Origin of the sequence: Pseudolabrys sp. FHR47 (assembly GCF_005153485.1) — a bacterium.
In the GTDB taxonomy this organism is placed as follows: Bacteria; Pseudomonadota; Alphaproteobacteria; order Rhizobiales; family Xanthobacteraceae; genus Pseudolabrys.
In genome coordinates this window covers 2,109,072-2,125,651 of the sequence record NZ_CP039740.1, presented here as the reverse complement: position 1 = coordinate 2,125,651, position 16,580 = coordinate 2,109,072, and the positions used below count along the sequence as shown (strand labels likewise).

Here is a 16,580-nt window from a genome sequence, read left to right as displayed (position 1 = left end):
CCGAGTTTCGCATTATCGGCCGCCGGGACCAAGCACGGGATACCATCGTGCATCGTGCGCAGCCAGTACGCCCGTGCTAGGTGATGCGGCCAATGTCCGGTCAAACCGCCCTCATTCTGCCCCTGGTCGACGCGGCGCCGCATTTCGGCGCGCGAGGCGCGCTGCTCGGACTCGATCTCGGCACCAAGACCATCGGCGTCGCCGTCAGCGATCCCGACCGCAGGCTTGCCACCGGCGTCGAGACCATCGCGCGCAAGCAGTTCACCGCCGACGCGCAGCGCCTGCTGGCGCTCGCCGCCGAGCGCAACGTCACCGGCCTCGTGCTCGGCCTGCCGATCAATATGGATGGCTCGGAAGGTCCGCGGGCGCAGTCGACGCGCGCCTTCGCGCGCAATCTGGCGAAGCTCACCCCCTTGCCGATCGCCTTATGGGACGAGCGGTTATCGACCGCCGCGGTCGAGCGCGGCCTGATCGAGGCCGATATGCGGCGAGACCGCCGCGCCGAAGTCATCGATCAGCACGCCGCCATGTTCATCCTGCAGGGTGCATTGGATCGTCTCGCCGTGCTGGCGCGCTCGTGAAACGAAAAAGGGCGGACCGCTGGGTCCGCCCTTTCGATGCCAAAAGTTGTTGGCTTACTGGTTACCGCACGGACGGTAGTTCGTCGAGCCCGGAGAACCGCCGCACTGGCTGCCGCCCCCGCCACGGTAGTACCGCGGCGCGACGCGGTAGACCGGTGCCGGCTCGTAAGCGTAATAATCCGAATCATAGGTATAGGCCGGCTCATAGGCATAACCCGGCTGATAGGCATAGCCCTGCTCGTAATAGCCTGGGCCGCCGTAATAAGGGCCTCTGTTGGCTGACGAGGCGACCGCCGCGCCCACGAGCGCGCCGGCGCCAAAACCGATTGCCGCCGCGGTATTGCGGCCGTCACGCGCTTCGCCGGGCGTCGCCGCCGCCAGCGCCACAGCGCCGGTCAGCGCGGCTGCCAGCGCAAATTTCGAAAATATTTTCATGGATGCCTCCTTTGCCCGCCATCGGGCAATCGCAAAGACAATTCGGGAACCCTTCGCTTTGTTCCGGAACGGAGGGTTAATGACGCCGTGAGGTGGCCTGTGGATCGGCCGGAACCGGCCTTGCCGGAGCGGAAAAGCGCGCCTATAGAACTGGCTTTAATGACCAATACGCCGAAATCATCATTCGTCCTCAGCCACCGTCATTTGCTGGGGATCGAAGGCCTTTCGGCCGCCGACATCACCGGTCTCCTCGACCTCGGCGAGGAATTCGTCGCGCTTAACCGCCAGATCGAGAAGAAGCAGGCCTCGCTGCGCGGCCGCACGCAGGTCAACATGTTCTTCGAGGTGTCGACGCGCACGCAGGCCTCGTTCGAACTCGCCGGCAAGCGCTTAGGGGCCGACGTCATGAACATGTCGGCCTCCTCGTCGTCGATGCGCAAGGGCGAGACCCTGATCGACACGGCGATGACGCTCAATGCCATGCATCCCGATATCCTCGTGGTGCGCCATCACGCTTCCGGCGCGGTCGCGCTGCTTGCCTCCAAGCTCGACTGTTCCGTCATCAATGCCGGCGACGGCGCGCATGAGCACCCGACACAGGCGCTGCTCGACGCGCTGACCATCCGCCGCAACAAGGGCCGCATCGAGGGCCTGCTGGTCGTCATCTGCGGCGACATCCTGCATTCGCGCGTCGCCCGCTCCAACATCATCCTACTCAACACCATGGGTGCGCGGGTGCGCGTTGTCGGGCCGTCGACCTTGATGCCACCCGGCATCGAGCGCATGGGCGTCGAAGTCGCGCATGACATGCGCGAGGGCCTCGCCGACGCCGACATCGTGATGATGCTGCGCCTGCAGCGAGAGCGCATGAACGGCTCCTTCGTGCCCTCCGTCTCCGAATATTTCCACTATTGGGGCCTCGACGAGAAGAAGCTCGCCTACGCCAAGAAGGATGCGTTAGTGATGCATCCAGGGCCGATGAACCGCGGCGTCGAGATCGATTCCATCGTGGCCGATGGCGCACAGTCGCTGATCCGCGAACAGGTCGAAATGGGCGTCGCCATCCGCATGGCGGTTTTGGAAGCGCTGTCGAGGAACCTGCCCAATGCGTAGCCGGGAGGTCCTCGTCAACGCCCGCCACGCGGCGATGCGCAAGGCGCGCTTCGGCATGATCGCCGTCGTCGCGGCGGGCGTCGCCGTTTCGTTCTGGATCCGCTTCTTCCGCGGCCTGAGCCGGTCCGGGGAGCAGCGCTCATGATGCCGCAAAACCATGCTGAATGAACGCAGACCCGTCCTGCTCGCCAACGCGCGGATCATCGATCCCTCGCGCGATCTCGACATTGTCGGTGATCTGCTGATCGCCGACGGCGTGATCCGCGAAGCCCGCAAAGGCATCGGCGCGGCCGGCGTGCCCGAAGGCACCGAGGTGATCGACTGTCGCGGCAAGGTCGTCGCACCCGGCCTCGTCGATATGCGCGCCTTCATCGGCGAGCCCGGCGCCGGCTATCGCGAAACCTTTGCCTCGGCGAGCCAGGCTGCCGCCGCCGGCGGCGTCACCACCATCGTCTGCCAGCCCGACACCTCGCCGGTGATCGACGATCCGGCCACTGTCGATTTCGTTCTGCGCCGCGCGCGCGACACCGCCATCGTCCATGTCGCGCCGATGGCGGCGCTGACCAAGGGGCTGGAAGGCCAGGAGATGACCGAGATCGGCCTCCTCAAGGCCGCCGGCGCTGTTGCCTTCACCGATGGCGCGAAGAGCGTGACCAATGCTCAGGTGATGCGCCGCGCCCTCACTTACGCCCGCGATTTCGGCGCGCTGATCGTGCACCACACCGAAGACCCGGATCTCGTTTCCGACGGCGTCATGAACGAAGGCGAATTCGCCGCCCGCCTCGGCCTGCTCGGCATTCCGGCTGCGGCGGAAGCGATCATGCTCGAACGCGACATACGGCTCGTCGCCTTGACCAAAGGCCGTTACCACGCCGCCTCCGTCACCTGCCCGTCCTCGCTCGCCGTGCTCGCCGATGCCAAGGAAGAAGGCCTCGCCGTTTCCGCCGCCGCCTCGATCAATCACCTGACGCTCAACGAGAACGACATCGGGCCCTACCGCACCTTCCTGAAGATGTCGCCACCCTTGCGCGCCGAGGACGACCGCAAAGCGCTGGTCAAGGCGATCAATGACGGTCTCATCGACGTCATCATGTCGGATCACAATCCGCAGGACGTCGAAACCAAGCGCCTGCCGTTCGCCGAAGCGGCCGCCGGCGCCATCGGGCTGGAGACCATGTTGTCGGCGGGCCTGCGCCTCGTTCATTCCGGCGACGTGACGCTGCCGATCTTGCTGCGCGCGATGTCGACGCGTCCGGCCGAACTGCTCGGTCTGCCCGGCGGCACATTGCGCAGCGGCGCGCCGGCCGACGTCATCGTCATCGACACCGACGTGCCCTGGGTGGTCAACCCGGACGAACTCAAGTCGAAGTGCAAGAACACACCGTTCGACGAAGCGCGCATGACCGGCCGCGTCGTGCGCACCATCGTCAACGGCCGCACCGTGTATGAATCGCTATGAGCGGCCTTGGCGCATTCTGGCGGCGCGGCGCACGCTCTTCACCTCTCCCGTGGGGAGAGGTCGGCACGCGGCACGCGTGCCGGGTGAGGGGTTACGGACTATCGGGCTCACTTTCCCCCTCACCCCAACCCTCTCCCCAACGGGGAGAGGGAGCGCGCCGCATCAGTTGCGATGCTCTACTGCAACTCGCTGCAGGAGCCTGATATGAGCTGGCAGCTCGCCTTCCTCGTCGCCTTCTTGTTCGGCTATCTGCTTGGCTCGATCCCGTTCGGCCTGGTGCTGACGCGCGCGGCCGGCGGCCCCGATGTCCGCACCATCGGCTCCGGCAATATCGGCGCGACGAATGTGCTGCGCACCGGCAACAAGGGCCTTGCCGCCGCAACATTGCTCGGCGATGCGCTCAAGGGCACCGCCGCCGTGCTCGTGGTCTGGCACTTCATCGGCTATGAAGCCGCACTGGTTGCCGGTCTCGGCGCGTTCCTCGGCCATCTCTTTCCGGTGTGGCTCAAGTTCAAGGGCGGCAAGGGCGTCGCAACTTACATCGGCCTGCTGATCGGGATCGCTTGGCCCGGCGCGCTGATCTTCATCGGCCTGTGGCTCGTCACCGCCTGGTTCACGCGCTACTCGTCGCTGTCGGCGCTCGTTGCCTCGGCGCTGACACCGATCGCTCTCATGGGCCTCGGCCGCCCCGAAGCCGCCTCGCTGTTCTTCCTGCTCGGCATTCTCTTATGGGTGATGCACCGGACCAACATTCAGCGGCTGCTGAATGGCACCGAAGGCAAGATCGGGAAGAAGGGGTGAACCGGAGGCCCAAGACGCCCTTCAACTGATCGGACGTTGGCTCGATTGGCTCCGAATGCCCGGCAGCAACCATTTCGCGCAACGAAGCCTTACGCGCAAATACCACAAGCGCCGAATGAATATCTTACGCCCCAAGTTTCGTTCCAATTGTCAATAATCCGCCTCATACCCCAGAGGATGCGGCCCCAAAACGTAGACACCGGAATGCCCCGTTACTTGATGGTCACTAATCAAATGAAATTTGAAAAAGTGCTCTCTTTTGAAAACGTCTTTGTAGGTCACCGCGCCCCAAAGATAAACGCGCTTTGTGCGCAACTTAATAGCTTCGGCGTCTTCGGCAGAAATATTTCTGCTCGCATTGATGTGCATTCCCGCGTCTCGGAAGGCGATGGCCTTACCGGATCTTTGAACAGGCGACGGCACATCCGTTTCAAACGGACTTGCGGCGGCGGGAGCCAACACGGTATTTGCTCGAACATCAATATCATATGCAGGAGTCTGCCCGAAGTTTCGCAGCTCAGCGTGAGCGATATATGCAAATCCGCCGCCTTCAAATGGACAAACGGTCACTTCCATCGCAAATATGCCGATATAAGCTCGGAGCTGTCGCTCGGCAGTTTTGTCAGCACCTCTAACCAATTGCCAAGTGGCGAACCACAGCCCTAAAGTCGCAAGAAACAAAAGCCATTCGCCGCGTTTCACTCCAAAAACTTCTGTATTTTCAACGTAAATTCGAGTACCGCCACTTTGCGGATCGCGGGGAGGTTGGTGATCAGATGCGGCTTGATGATTGGCTCGCGTGTCGTCACGTACGCGCTGATATTCGGTATCGACTCTTGGAATCGGCCTTTGCGCCTCCCTTATGGAAAACCATTCTCCCGCTCCAGCAATGGTTATGAGGCCAAGGAGCGCCAAAGCTGGCCCAAGCTCAAATCGTCTCACTTATTCTCTCCGACGCTAGATTTCATCTAAGACTACTCCACCAAGATTCAGCGCAGCAAGAAAGGCCAAATGCCAAGCAGAGGAAACGCGCGCTCCTTTCAACTTGTTTGCAATCGACGCCTCTATTTGCGATTCAGACTCGTTTTTGGAGCCACCCTGCTCGCTCCGATTAAATCACCACAGAAAGTCCTATAGCTTACGTTTCGCAAACCAAAACTTTAATGATGCCCCATAATTAGCGACCGCAGCGACCTTGCGCATTTGTCGTTGCCGCACCCTACGCGGATGCGCGACACTCCCCCCGGGGACCTCGGGGGCGCGTTTGCCAAAATCCAAACTCACCTCTGAGCAGCGGCTCGACTGGCTGCGGCTGATCCGCAGCGACAATGTCGGGCCGCGCACCTTTCGCGAACTGATCAACACTTATGGCGGGGCGAAGGGCGCGCTGGCGGCGCTCCCTGCTCTCGCCCGCCGCAGCGGCGCATCGCGCATCACCATTTTCCCCGTTGAAGATGCCGAAGCCGAACTCAAGGCCTGCCACGCGCGGGGCATCGAACTCATCGCCCTTGGCGAGCCGGATTATCCACCGCGCCTGCAGACCATCGACGATGCGCCGCCACTTCTCGCCGTTCGCGGCGACATCGCGTCGCTGGCGCGGCCACTCATCGCCATTGTCGGCTCGCGCAATGCCTCCGCCGTCGGCCTGAAATTCGCGGCGGCGTTGGCGCGCGATCTGGGCGAGGCCGGCTACGGCATCGTCTCGGGTCTGGCGCGCGGCATCGACGCCGCCGCGCATCGCGCCACGAAGAACACCGGCACCGTCGCGGTGTTGGCCGGCGGTCACGCCCGCATCTATCCGGCCGAGCACGAGACGCTGGTCGAAGAGTTGCTCGCGCATGGCGCGGCGGTGTCGGAAATGCCGCTGACGCATGAGCCGCGCGCGCATGATTTTCCGCGCCGCAATCGCCTGATCTCCGGTCTGTCGGTCGGCGTCGTCATCGTCGAAGCCGCCAAGCGCTCCGGCTCGCTGATCACCGCACGCATGGCCGGCGAACAGGGTCGCGAGGTCTTCGCCGTGCCGGGCTCGCCGCTCGATCCGCGCGCCGAAGGCACCAACGGCCTGCTCAAGCAGGGCGCGACGCTCGTCACCGAAGCCGCCGACGTCATCAATGCCATCGAGCCGATCCTCGGCCGCGGCCTGCCGCCAATGGAGGAGCCGGAAATGGACGATCTGTTCGCACCGGATCACGAGCCCGGCGATGACGAGCGCAGCCGTGTCGTTTCCCTGCTCGGCCCCTCGCCGATCTCGATCGACGATCTGGTGCGGCTGTCAGATACCACCCCGGCCATCGTCCGCGTCGTATTGCTGGAGCTTGAACTCGCCGGACGGCTGGAGCGTCACGGCGGCGGGCTCGTCTCGCTCGTGTAAACTCATCGCCAATCGAATCGAACCACGGGCCCGCGACGATGTTTCACCGCGCCATTCTCATCGCGCTCTTCGTCATGCTGGCCGTGCCATTCGCGCCAACAAGCGCGCAGGCGCAAGGCCGGGCCGAAAGCTTCACCGCCTTCGTCGACGCGCTGTGGCCGGACGCGCGGGCCAAGGGCATCACCCGCGCCACTTTCGACAATGCCATGCGCGGGCTCACGCCGGACCAGCGCGTCATCAACGCCACCCGGCGTCAGCCGGAATACGGCAAGCCGGTTGGCGATTACATCAATGCGCTGGTCGCGCCGCGCCGCGTCCAGACCGGGCTGGCCAAGGCGAAGGAATGGTCGCGCGCGCTCGAAGGCGTCGAGAAGAAATACGGTGTCGAACGCTGGATCCTCATGGCGCTGTGGGGCATGGAGACCGACTACGGCGCCGCCAAGGATAAATGGGATGTGTTTCGCTCGCTGGCGACGCTCGCTTACGTGAAGTACCGCCATCCCTATTTCCGCAACGAGCTCATCGTCGCGATGGGCATCATGCAGAACAACGACTATCCGCGCGAGCAGATGGTGTCGTCATGGGCCGGTGCCATGGGCCAGAGCCAGTTCATGCCGTCGAGCATGGTCGGCTACGCCGTCTCCTATTCCGGCCAGGGCCGCCCGGATTTGTGGAACAACGTCCCGGACGTGCTCGCCTCCACCGCCAATTATCTCAACAAGGCGGGATGGCGCACCGGCCTGCCCTGGGGCTTCGAGGTGGTGGTGCCCAAGGGCTTCGACACCATGAAAAGCCGCGCCACCTTCTCCGAATGGACGAAGCTCGGCGTGCGCCGCGCCGACGGCAAGCCGTACCCGCGCGATGATCAGGCGGCGACGCCCGCCATCCTGTTCTTCCCCAGCGGCATCAAGGGCCCGGCCTTCATCGCCACCGAGAACTTCCTGGTGCTCAAGCACTATAACAACTCGGATGCCTACGCGATCGCGGTCGGTCATCTCGCCGACCGGCTGCATGGCGGCATTCCGTTCCACGCCGCCTGGCCCAAGGACGACCGGCCGCTGTCGCGCGATCTGCGCATCGCCTTGCAGAAGAAGCTCGCCGCGCTCGGCTACCAGGTCGCCGATTTCGAGGGGCGCATCGACTTCGACATTCGCGACTACATCCGCGCCGAGCAGAAGAAACACGGCATGGTGCCGGACGGGAATCCGACCATCGCGCTGCTGGAGAAATTGGGAGTGCCAGTGCGGTGACGCGTCGGCGCCCTACCCCCGCCGTCCGTTGCCATTGCCGTTCGGCCGGGCCAGGTTTTCGGCCTCAAGCCGGACCATTTCCAGGAGGTAGCCGAGAGTATCGAGACCACTGCGGCGAGACAGTTGCGCCAGATCGTGCGACAGCGTCGCGACATAGCCGGCCACCGCGTTCTGGCTGACGTTTTCTCCGCTTGGCTGGGGCATATATGGGTCCGGCTGGGTCAATACGCGTCGTTGCACGTTGAAATTACATTATCGGACCAAAACCGTAATATTAATAATAGTATAATACAAAAATACATCCTTTGGTTGTATCGCCGCGCAGAGAACCGGTTGCCCGCTTTGTGGCTGATTTGGCTGGCTTTTCGCGATCTGCGGCTTGCGGCCGCCCCACCCTGATTTGACAGGGAGGGTCTCCTTCCCCATGTTCCGGCCGACGCTAACGGACGATTCAAGCCCAGTCCGCGTTGGTCCGGGCGTTTAACCCTTTGGATTTTCGATGAAAGTTGTCGTTGTCGAGTCGCCTTCCAAGGCGAAGACGATCAACAAGTATCTTGGCGCCGGCTACGAGGTGCTCGCCTCGTTCGGCCATATCCGCGACCTGCCGGCCAAGGATGGCTCGGTCGATCCGGACCATGACTTCAAGATGCTTTGGGAGATCGACCCGCAGTCGCAGAAGCGGGTCAACGATATCGCGCGCGCTGTCAAAGGCGCCGACACTCTTATTCTCGCGACCGACCCTGACCGCGAGGGCGAAGCCATTTCCTGGCACGTCCTGGAAGCGCTGAACGAGAAGAAGGCGCTCAAGGGCCAGGCCATCCAGCGCGTCGTCTTCAACGCCATCACCAAGCAGTCGGTGACCGAGGCGATGAAGAAGCCGCGCGAGATCGACACCGCGCTGGTCGACGCCTATCTCGCCCGCCGCGCGCTGGACTACCTCGTCGGCTTCACTCTTTCTCCGGTGCTGTGGCGCAAGCTGCCGGGCGCCCGCTCGGCCGGCCGCGTCCAGTCGGTGGCGCTGCGCCTCGTCTGCGACCGCGAACTGGAAATTGAGAAGTTCGTCGCCCGGGAATACTGGTCGATCCTCGCCAAACTGAAGACGCCGCGCGGCGACGAGTTCGATGCCCGCCTCGTCGGCGCCGACGGCCAGAAGCTGCAGCGCCTCGATATCGGCACCAGCGTCCAGGCGACCGACCTCAAGACTATGCTCGAGGGCGCCAGCTTCACCGTCACCTCGGTCGAAGCCAAGCCCGCGCGGCGCAATCCGCCGCCGCCCTTCACAACCTCGACCATGCAGCAGGAAGCCTCGCGCAAGCTCGGTTTCGCTCCCGCCATCACCATGCGCCTCGCCCAGCGTCTCTACGAGGGCACCGACATCGGCGGCGAGACCGTCGGTCTCATTACTTATATGCGTACCGACGGCATCGACATGGCGCCGGAAGCGATCACCGACATCCGCTCGATGATCGGCAAGAACTACGGCAAGGAGTATGTGCCCGGTTCGCCCCGCACCTATCAGAACAAGTCGAAGAACGCCCAGGAAGCGCACGAAGCCGTGCGCCCGACTTCCGCGTCGCGCACGCCGCAGGAAGTCGCCCGCTATGTCGACAAGGATCAGGCCCGTCTCTACGAACTGATCTGGAATCGCGCCGTCGCCTCGCAGATGGAATCCGCCGAGCTGGAGCGCACCACGGTCGATATCGTGGCGAAGAACGGGTCGCGCGTGGCCGAACTGCGCGCCTCCGGCCAGGTGGTGAAGTTCGACGGCTTCCTCACGCTCTATCAGGAAGGTCAGGACGACGCGTCGGATGATGACGAGTCGAAGCGCCTGCCCGCGATGAGCGAGAAGGAAGCGCTGGCGAAGCAGTCGATCGAGGCCGATCAGCATTTCACCGAACCGCCGCCGCGCTTCTCCGAAGCCGCGCTGGTCAAGCGCATGGAAGAACTCGGCATCGGCCGGCCCTCGACCTACGCCTCGATCCTGCAGGTGCTGCAGGATCGAGGTTATGTGCGCATCGACAAGAAGCGCCTGATCCCGGAGGACAAGGGCCGCGTCGTCGTCGGCTTCCTCGAAAGCTTCTTCCAGAAATATGTCGAGTACGACTTCACCGCCTCGCTCGAAGAGCAACTCGACAAGATCTCGAACAACGAGATCGCGTGGAAGAAGGTGCTGGAGGATTTCTGGGTCGACTTCATCGGTGCCGTCAACGACATCAAGGAAATCCGCATCACGCAGGTGCTGGACGCGCTCAACGATCTCCTTGAGCCGCACATCTTCCCGGCCCGCGCCGACGGCGCGCCAGTGCGCCAGTGCCCGCAATGCGGCAACGGTCAGCTCTCGCTGAAGGTCGGCCGTTTCGGCGCCTTCATCGGCTGCTCGAACTATCCCGAGTGCAACTACACAAGGCAGATGACGCCGGGCGCGGCGAGCGCGCAGGCAACGCGCGTGCTCGGCCAGGATCCGGAAACCGGTCTCGACGTGACCATCCGCGGCGGCCGCTTCGGCACCTATCTGCAGCTCGGCGAAGAGATCAAGGCGCCGAAGCGCAAGAAGGGTGAGAAGAAGGACCCGGACGCGCCGGAGCCGGTCAAGCCCAAACGCGCCTCGCTGCCGAAAGGTATCTCGGCCGACGACGTCACACTCGAACAGGCGCTCGCCGTATTGTCGCTGCCGCGTGAAGTCGGCATCTCGCCGGAAGACGGCCAGCCGATCATCGCCGGCGTCGGCCGCTTTGGGCCTTACGTCAAGCACGACAAGACCTATGCCTCGCTCGAGGAAGGCGACGACGTTCTGACCATCGGGCTTAACCGCGCGATGCATCTGATCGCCGAGAAGATCGCAAACCCGAAGAAGGGCCGCCGCTTCGGTCCCGCGCCGGGCAAGACGCTTGGCGATCATCCCGACAAGGGCGGTCCGGTCGTGGTCAAGAGCGGCCGCTTCGGTCCTTACGTGTCGAACAACGGCGTCAACGCCACACTCCCCGCAGACAAGACGCCGGACACCATCACGCTCGACGAGGCCGTGGTGCTGCTCGATGCGCGCGCCGCCGCGCTCGGCAACTCGCCGCGCGCTGCCAAGAAACCCAAGGCGGAAAAAGCGCCGAAAGCTGCCAAGGCGTCGAAGCCGAAAGCGGAGGCGAAACCGGAAGCGGCTGTGGCCACCGCACGCCGTCCGGTCGGTCGCAAAGCGGCGGCGGCCGGTGCCGCCGCGCCGAAAAAGGCCACCACCAAAAAGGTGACCGCGAAGAAGGCCGCGGACTGAACGTCACCTGCCCCGGCCCGACCGATCAGTTGGCGCCAAGGCCGAACAACCGCAGCGCCGAGTCGATACGGGCGGCCATGCGCTCGCGATCGAACGGCTCGGTCTGGCCGAGCAACGCACTAATATGTAGCTCGGCGAGCACCGCGCCTATCAGCATGTCGGTCGCGGCCTCCACGTCTTCCGGGCCGGCCCACTGTCCGTCCTGTCTCGCTCTTTCGAGAGCAGCACCGACATAGCGCCTGCTCTTTGTCATGACCTGCTTGTGGAACTGATCGGCAAGCTCCGGGGCCCGTTCGGCTTGGGAGATCACCAGACGTGTCAGGCGCAACTGTCGCGACGACAGGATAAACGCGGCAATGGAGAGTAAGCGGCGGCGCAGCTCATCCAAGGGATCCGCCAACGGCGCCTCGTCATGCTCCCAGGGAAAGTCGCGGGCCGCGGTGACGACCGCCACCAGCAGGCTGAGCTTGTTGCTATAGAGGGAATAGACCGTCTTCTTTGACATGCCCGCCGCCTGCGCGATTTCTTCCATCGTGGCGGCGCCGTAACCGGTGGTCGCGAAAACCTCCTCCGCCGCCTCCCGGATACGCGTCGCGCGCTCGGCCTCGGAACAGACCAGCGGACGGCCGGGACGGCCTTTGATGGCAGTGCGGTCCGCAGGAGTAAAATCAGGCCTTGACATTTGGAAACGGTTCCGTTTCTTATCTGTAATTAGAAAACGATACCGTTTCCGAATGAGTGATGCAAGCCCTCCGGGGCCCTATGAGATCGACCAAAAAGGCCTAACTAAAATGCAACCCAATACCTCCCGTCTGATTGCCCCCATCCTCGGCAGCCTGGGCGCGCTCGCTCCGTTGTCCATCGACATGTATCTGCCCGGCATGCCGCAGATCGCCGCCGATTTGCGTGCCGACGAAGGCGCCGTGCAGTTCAGCCTCATGACTTTTTTCGCCGGGCTGATGCTCGGTCAGCTGTTCTACGGCCCGTTGTCCGACCGCACCGGCCGCAAGCCGATCATCTATGTCGGCCTCGCCCTGTTCGTCGTCGCCTCGCTCGGCTGCGCCACCGCCGCGACAGCGGGGCAACTCGCCGCCTGGCGCTTCGCGCAAGGGCTCGGTGGCTCGATCGGCATGGTCATCGGCCTGGCCGTGGTGCGCGACCTTTACACCGGGCAGACCGCCGCGCGGCTCGTGGCCATGATGATGATCGTATTCAGCGTCGCCCCCATTCTCGCGCCGCTGCTCGGGACCTTCATCATGTCGTTCCTGCCGTGGCCGGCTTTGTTCGTTGTGCTCGCGGCCTTCGGTGCGCTCTGCATGCTGTTGGTGGCGTTCGCCCTGCCGGAAACACGGATGCAGGAACTGCGCGCCACAAGCCGTCCTACCGATGCGTTCAAGAACTACGCGCATCTCATCGTCAGCCGTCGCTACATTCCCTATGTCGCGACAATGGTGCTCGCGCAGGCCGGATTCTTCGCTTACCTCAGCGGCTCGGCTTTCGCCTTCATCTCGGTCCATCACCTGAGCCCCACCGCCTACAGCCTGCTGTTCGCGGTCAATGCCATCGGCCTGACCGCCGGTGCGCAGATCGCACCGCGCCTGATGGGCCGCTTCAGCCCCCAGGCGATCGTGCGCACCGCGCTGTCGGTCTACGCGATTGCCGCAGTCGTGCTGGTCGCGATCGAAGGACTGGGCGGCGGCAGCGCGATCACGCTGGCGGTCCTGCTGTTCGTCGTCATCGCGGCGATGGCTTTCGTGCTGCCGCTCAACAGCGTGCTGGCGATGGAGGCCTATGGCGCGATCTCCGGCACGGCGGCGGCTCTGATGGGTGCGCTGCAGTTCGGCGCCGGTACCGTGGCATCGCTCGCCGTCGGCCTCGCGGCCAATGGCACGGCGCAGCCGATGGCCGTCATTATCGCGATCAGCGGTCTTGCCGGCTGTCTTCTGGCCTTCGTGGCTTTCCCGAAGGCGCAGCCGGCGGCGGCCCAGTCCTGACAACCATGAGCCTGCGGCGCTGGCGCCGCAGGCTCGCGGCCATTACATTGTGTCCGTTGCGCCGCATCGGCGCCGGAACCCGCTTTGAAGAAAACACCCAAACACAATCCGAACGCCCTGCCGTCGAAGGACGACATCCTCGCCTTCATCGCCGCCAATCCCGGCAAGGCCAGCACTCGCGAAATCGCGCGCGCCTTCAATCTGAAGAACGACCTGCGCGCCGACTTGAAGCGCCTGCTCCGCGAACTCGCCGATGACGGCGCCGTCGCCCGCCGCGGCCACAAGGGCAAGAAGCTGCACCACCCCGGCGCCCTGCCCTCGACCGTGCTGGCCGACATCGTCGCACGCGACCGCGATGGCGACTTCATCGCCGTGCCCGACGAATGGGACGAGGAGGAACACGGCCCGGCGCCACGCATCCGCATTCTCACCGCGCGCCGCCCGCGCCCCGGCGAAGCCGCCGGCCTCGGCGACAAGGTGCTGCTGCACACCGACGAGATCGAGCCCGAGGATGGCATCCGTCATCGCGGGCGTATCATTAAAATTGTCGAGCGGCCCAGGCATCGTGTTCTCGGCATCTTCCGCGCCGATGGCAAAGGCGGCGGCCGGCTGGAGCCGGTGGACAAGAAGATGCTCGGCCGCGACATGCAAATCGCGCAAGGCGCCACCGGCGATGCGCAGGACGGCGATCTCGTCGCCGTCGAGGCGCAGCGTGTCTCGCGCTTCGGCCCGCCGAACGGCCGCGTCGTCGAACGCCTCGGCTCGCTGAAGAGCGAAAAGGCCGTCAGCCTCATCGCCATTCATTCGCATTCGATCCCGGACGTCTTCCGCCGCGAGACCATCAACGAGGCCGAGGCCGCGACGCCCGCGACTCTGTCAGGCGGCCGTGAGGACTGGCGCAAGCTGCCGCTGATCACCATCGATCCGGCCGACGCCAAGGATCACGACGACGCCGTCCATGCCGAGGACGACGCCGATCCGTTCAATCCCGGCGGCTTCATCGTCACCGTCGCCATCGCCGATGTCGCGCATTACGTCACGCCCGGCTCGGCGCTCGACCGCGAAGCCCTGGTGCGCGGCAACTCGGTGTACTTCCCCGACCGCGTCGTGCCGATGCTGCCCGAGCGCATCTCCAACGACCTGTGCTCGCTCAAGCCGAACGAGGATCGCGCCGCGCTCGCGGTGCAGATGGTCATCGGCGCCGACGGCCGCAAACGCGAGCACAAATTTCACCGCATCATGATGCGCTCGGCCGCCAAGCTTGCCTATGAGCAGGCGCAGGCCGCGATCGACGGCCGCCCCGACGACGTCACCGGACCGCTGGTCGAGCCGATCCTCAAGCCGCTCTATGCCGCCTATGAGGCGCTCAAGCGCGCCCGCGCGGAGCGCGGCCCGCTCGATCTCGATTTGCCCGAGCGCAAGATCCTCCTGAAGAAAGACGGCATGGTCGATCGCGTCACCGTGCCGGAACGGCTCGACGCGCACCGGCTGATCGAGGAGATGATGATCCTCGCCAATGTCGCCGCCGCCGAGACCTTGGAGAAGGCGCGCACGCCGCTGATCTACCGCGTCCATGACGAGCCGAGTCTGGAGAAGATCAACGCGCTGCGCGAATTCCTCGCCAGCCTCGACATCAACATCGCCAAGGGCGGCACGCTGCGCGCCTCGAACTTCAATTTCATCCTCGAGCGCGTGAAGGACACCGAGCGCGAAACGCTCGTCAACGAAGTGGTGCTGCGCTCGCAGGCGCAGGCCGAATATTCGGCCGAAAACTACGGCCATTTCGGCCTCAACCTGCGCCGCTACGCGCACTTCACCTCGCCGATCCGCCGCTATGCCGATCTCATCGTGCATCGCGCGCTGATCCGCGCGCTGCATCTGGGTCACGACGGCCTGCCCGGCAATTTCGGCATTCCCGAGCTGGCAGAAATCTCCGCCGAAATTTCCGCCACCGAGCGCCGCGCCATGCTGGCCGAGCGCGAGACCAAGGACCGGCTGATCGCGCATTTCCTCGCCGACCGTGTCGGCGCCACCTTCGAGGGGAAAGTGGGAGGCGTGCATCGCGCCGGCCTGTTCGTGAAGCTCAACGAAACCGGCGCCGACGGCTTCGTCCCGGCGCGCACCATCGGCGATGAGTTCTTCGCCTATGACGAGGCCGGCCATGCTCTGGTCGGCAGCCGCACCGGCGAGACCTACCGGCTGGGTGACAACATCACCGTGAAGCTGGTAGAGGCAGCCCCGGTGGCCGGCGCACTGCGTTTCGAGATTCTGTCGCATGGCAGCCAGGGCACGCCCGTTCGCCGGTTCGGACGCGGCATGGAGCGGCGCGATAAAGGAGCGAAGTTCAAGGGCGCGAAATTCAAGACCGACACCGCCAAGGGCCATGAAGAGAAGAAGCGCAGCGAGGAACGGCGCCGCAAGCACGGCAAGAAAAACACCCGCCACAAGGTTCGCAAGAACAAGGGCAAAAGAAAGTAAGAGCGGAAGTAAGGGGAAGCGAAACGACCATGAGCAGCAATGACGGCGACCGGCTCCTGAGGCGCATGAGCGACATGGAGCGCGACCAGTCGTTCCCCGATTCCGAACCGCGCGATGCCGCGACCATCATGCTGATCGACCGCGCGGGCCCGCAAGCCAAGGTGTTGCTCGGCCGCCGCCATCACGGCCACAAATTCATGCCAGGCAAGTTCGTATTTCCCGGCGGCCGCATCGAGGCGCATGACCGCGCCATGACGGCCGTGAGCGAACTGCATCCCGACACCCAGGCCAAGCTGCTCGAGAAAGTCGGCAATCCCGCCGCCGATCTGGCGCGCGGGCTGGCGCTCGCCGCCGTGCGCGAGATGGCGGAGGAAACCGGCATCCTGCTCGGCGTCAAAGGTGACGAGCCGCCGCAGACGCCCGGCGAAATCTGGACCGAATTTTCCAAAGCGAGCATTCATCCCGACCTCGGCCAGCTTCATTTCATCGCCCGCGCCATCACGCCGCCAAGGCGGCCGAAACGCTTCGACACCCGCTTCTTCACGGCGGATGCCACCACCATCGCCCACCGCATCGAGGGCGTGGTCGGGCCGGACTCGGAACTGGTGGAGCTGGTCTGGGCGCCGATTGAGGAAGCTGCCCGCTTCGACATGCCGACCATCACCTCGGTGGTGCTGGAGGAACTGGCGGCAAGGGTCGCCGCCGGCATGGCGCACGACCTGCCGGTGCCGTTCTACTTCATGGAAAACCAGAAGTTTCACCGCGAATTGCTGTAACCAGGCGCCTGAATTCGCTTAACTTTTCGGGATTCCTTGACATTTGGCCGAGTCTGGCTA

At 64.3% G+C, this 16,580-nt stretch carries 15 protein-coding genes; 11 read left to right on the top strand and 4 right to left on the bottom strand.

Annotated elements, in window-relative coordinates; translation table 11 throughout:
* Positions 1 to 92 precede the first annotated feature (92 nt).
* Positions 93 to 581, top strand: a complete 489-nt coding sequence (gene ruvX / locus E8Q40_RS10485; RefSeq protein ID WP_168197798.1) for a Holliday junction resolvase RuvX — start codon at positions 93 to 95, stop codon at positions 579 to 581.
* 54 nt (positions 582 to 635) lie between these two features.
* Here the strand turns inward: ruvX and E8Q40_RS22130 are convergent, their stop codons facing one another.
* Positions 636 to 1,016: a hypothetical protein gene (locus E8Q40_RS22130; RefSeq protein WP_205995761.1), complete on the bottom strand. Its 381-nt coding sequence runs from the start codon at positions 1,014 to 1,016 to the stop codon at positions 636 to 638.
* A 159-nt stretch (positions 1,017 to 1,175) separates the two neighbouring features.
* Between E8Q40_RS22130 and E8Q40_RS10475 the strand changes: the two genes are divergently transcribed.
* The 4 genes from E8Q40_RS10475 to plsY all read left to right on the top strand — a co-directional run bounded on the left by E8Q40_RS10475 (position 1,176) and on the right by plsY (position 4,389).
* Complete coding sequence (locus E8Q40_RS10475; protein WP_137044405.1) at positions 1,176 to 2,129, top strand: aspartate carbamoyltransferase catalytic subunit; 954 nt, start codon at positions 1,176 to 1,178, stop codon at positions 2,127 to 2,129.
* Positions 2,122 to 2,274 carry a hypothetical protein gene (locus tag E8Q40_RS21960; protein ID WP_168197797.1) on the top strand — a complete coding sequence of 51 codons (153 nt, stop codon included), beginning with the start codon at positions 2,122 to 2,124 and terminating at the stop codon, positions 2,272 to 2,274. The genes E8Q40_RS10475 and E8Q40_RS21960 overlap by 8 nt, the downstream gene beginning before the upstream one ends.
* A gap of 12 nt (positions 2,275 to 2,286) precedes the next feature.
* Positions 2,287 to 3,588: a dihydroorotase gene (locus E8Q40_RS10470; protein WP_137044403.1), complete on the top strand. Its 1,302-nt coding sequence runs from the start codon at positions 2,287 to 2,289 to the stop codon at positions 3,586 to 3,588.
* A 189-nt stretch (positions 3,589 to 3,777) separates the two neighbouring features.
* Positions 3,778 to 4,389, top strand: a complete 612-nt coding sequence (plsY, locus tag E8Q40_RS10465) for a glycerol-3-phosphate 1-O-acyltransferase PlsY (protein ID WP_370455254.1) — start codon at positions 3,778 to 3,780, stop codon at positions 4,387 to 4,389.
* A 150-nt stretch (positions 4,390 to 4,539) separates the two neighbouring features.
* On the opposite strand, the gene E8Q40_RS10460 is transcribed toward plsY, so the two are convergent.
* Complete coding sequence (locus E8Q40_RS10460) at positions 4,540 to 5,331, bottom strand: hypothetical protein (RefSeq protein WP_137044400.1); 792 nt, start codon at positions 5,329 to 5,331, stop codon at positions 4,540 to 4,542.
* Between the two features lie 322 nt (positions 5,332 to 5,653).
* Between E8Q40_RS10460 and dprA the strand changes: the two genes are divergently transcribed.
* The gene (gene dprA, locus E8Q40_RS10455; RefSeq protein ID WP_137044398.1) at positions 5,654 to 6,760 is read left to right on the top strand and encodes a DNA-processing protein DprA; all 1,107 of its coding nucleotides are present in this window, start codon (positions 5,654 to 5,656) and stop codon (positions 6,758 to 6,760) included.
* Between the two features lie 38 nt (positions 6,761 to 6,798).
* The gene (locus tag E8Q40_RS10450) at positions 6,799 to 8,010 is read left to right on the top strand and encodes a lytic murein transglycosylase (protein ID WP_137044396.1); all 1,212 of its coding nucleotides are present in this window, start codon (positions 6,799 to 6,801) and stop codon (positions 8,008 to 8,010) included.
* Positions 8,011 to 8,022: 12 nt separating this feature from the next.
* Here the strand turns inward: E8Q40_RS10450 and E8Q40_RS10445 are convergent, their stop codons facing one another.
* The gene (locus E8Q40_RS10445; protein ID WP_137044394.1) at positions 8,023 to 8,214 is read right to left on the bottom strand and encodes a hypothetical protein; all 192 of its coding nucleotides are present in this window, start codon (positions 8,212 to 8,214) and stop codon (positions 8,023 to 8,025) included.
* A gap of 295 nt (positions 8,215 to 8,509) precedes the next feature.
* Between E8Q40_RS10445 and topA the strand changes: the two genes are divergently transcribed.
* Positions 8,510 to 11,272 carry a type I DNA topoisomerase gene (gene topA / locus E8Q40_RS10440; protein WP_137044392.1) on the top strand — a complete coding sequence of 921 codons (2,763 nt, stop codon included), beginning with the start codon at positions 8,510 to 8,512 and terminating at the stop codon, positions 11,270 to 11,272.
* A 25-nt stretch (positions 11,273 to 11,297) separates the two neighbouring features.
* On the opposite strand, the gene E8Q40_RS10435 is transcribed toward topA, so the two are convergent.
* Positions 11,298 to 11,954, bottom strand: a complete 657-nt coding sequence (locus E8Q40_RS10435; protein ID WP_137044391.1) for a TetR/AcrR family transcriptional regulator — start codon at positions 11,952 to 11,954, stop codon at positions 11,298 to 11,300.
* Positions 11,955 to 12,063: 109 nt separating this feature from the next.
* Between E8Q40_RS10435 and E8Q40_RS10430 the strand changes: the two genes are divergently transcribed.
* The 3 genes from E8Q40_RS10430 to E8Q40_RS10420 all read left to right on the top strand — a co-directional run bounded on the left by E8Q40_RS10430 (position 12,064) and on the right by E8Q40_RS10420 (position 16,520).
* The gene (locus E8Q40_RS10430; RefSeq protein WP_137044389.1) at positions 12,064 to 13,266 is read left to right on the top strand and encodes a multidrug effflux MFS transporter; all 1,203 of its coding nucleotides are present in this window, start codon (positions 12,064 to 12,066) and stop codon (positions 13,264 to 13,266) included.
* An 84-nt stretch (positions 13,267 to 13,350) separates the two neighbouring features.
* Positions 13,351 to 15,744, top strand: coding sequence for a ribonuclease R (rnr, locus tag E8Q40_RS10425; RefSeq protein ID WP_137044387.1), 2,394 nt, complete (start codon positions 13,351 to 13,353; stop codon positions 15,742 to 15,744).
* A gap of 29 nt (positions 15,745 to 15,773) precedes the next feature.
* Entirely contained in the window at positions 15,774 to 16,520 is a 747-nt protein-coding gene (locus E8Q40_RS10420) for an NUDIX hydrolase (RefSeq protein WP_246663068.1), read from the top strand.
* Positions 16,521 to 16,580: the final 60 nt, after the last annotated feature.

Coding starts and splice junctions, on each gene's coding strand:
- E8Q40_RS10445 (WP_137044394.1), bottom strand. CDS start 8,214: ATGCCCCAGCCAAGCGGAGAAAACGTCAGCCAGAACGCGGTGGCCGGC.
- E8Q40_RS10450 (WP_137044396.1), top strand. CDS start 6,799: ATGTTTCACCGCGCCATTCTCATCGCGCTCTTCGTCATGCTGGCCGTG.
- topA (WP_137044392.1), top strand. CDS start 8,510: ATGAAAGTTGTCGTTGTCGAGTCGCCTTCCAAGGCGAAGACGATCAAC.
- E8Q40_RS21960 (WP_168197797.1), top strand. CDS start 2,122: ATGCGTAGCCGGGAGGTCCTCGTCAACGCCCGCCACGCGGCGATGCGC.
- E8Q40_RS22130 (WP_205995761.1), bottom strand. CDS start 1,016: ATGAAAATATTTTCGAAATTTGCGCTGGCAGCCGCGCTGACCGGCGCT.
- E8Q40_RS10420 (WP_246663068.1), top strand. CDS start 15,774: ATGAGCAGCAATGACGGCGACCGGCTCCTGAGGCGCATGAGCGACATG.
- ruvX (WP_168197798.1), top strand. CDS start 93: ATGTCCGGTCAAACCGCCCTCATTCTGCCCCTGGTCGACGCGGCGCCG.
- E8Q40_RS10470 (WP_137044403.1), top strand. CDS start 2,287: ATGCTGAATGAACGCAGACCCGTCCTGCTCGCCAACGCGCGGATCATC.
- E8Q40_RS10430 (WP_137044389.1), top strand. CDS start 12,064: ATGCAACCCAATACCTCCCGTCTGATTGCCCCCATCCTCGGCAGCCTG.
- E8Q40_RS10475 (WP_137044405.1), top strand. CDS start 1,176: ATGACCAATACGCCGAAATCATCATTCGTCCTCAGCCACCGTCATTTG.
- E8Q40_RS10435 (WP_137044391.1), bottom strand. CDS start 11,954: ATGTCAAGGCCTGATTTTACTCCTGCGGACCGCACTGCCATCAAAGGC.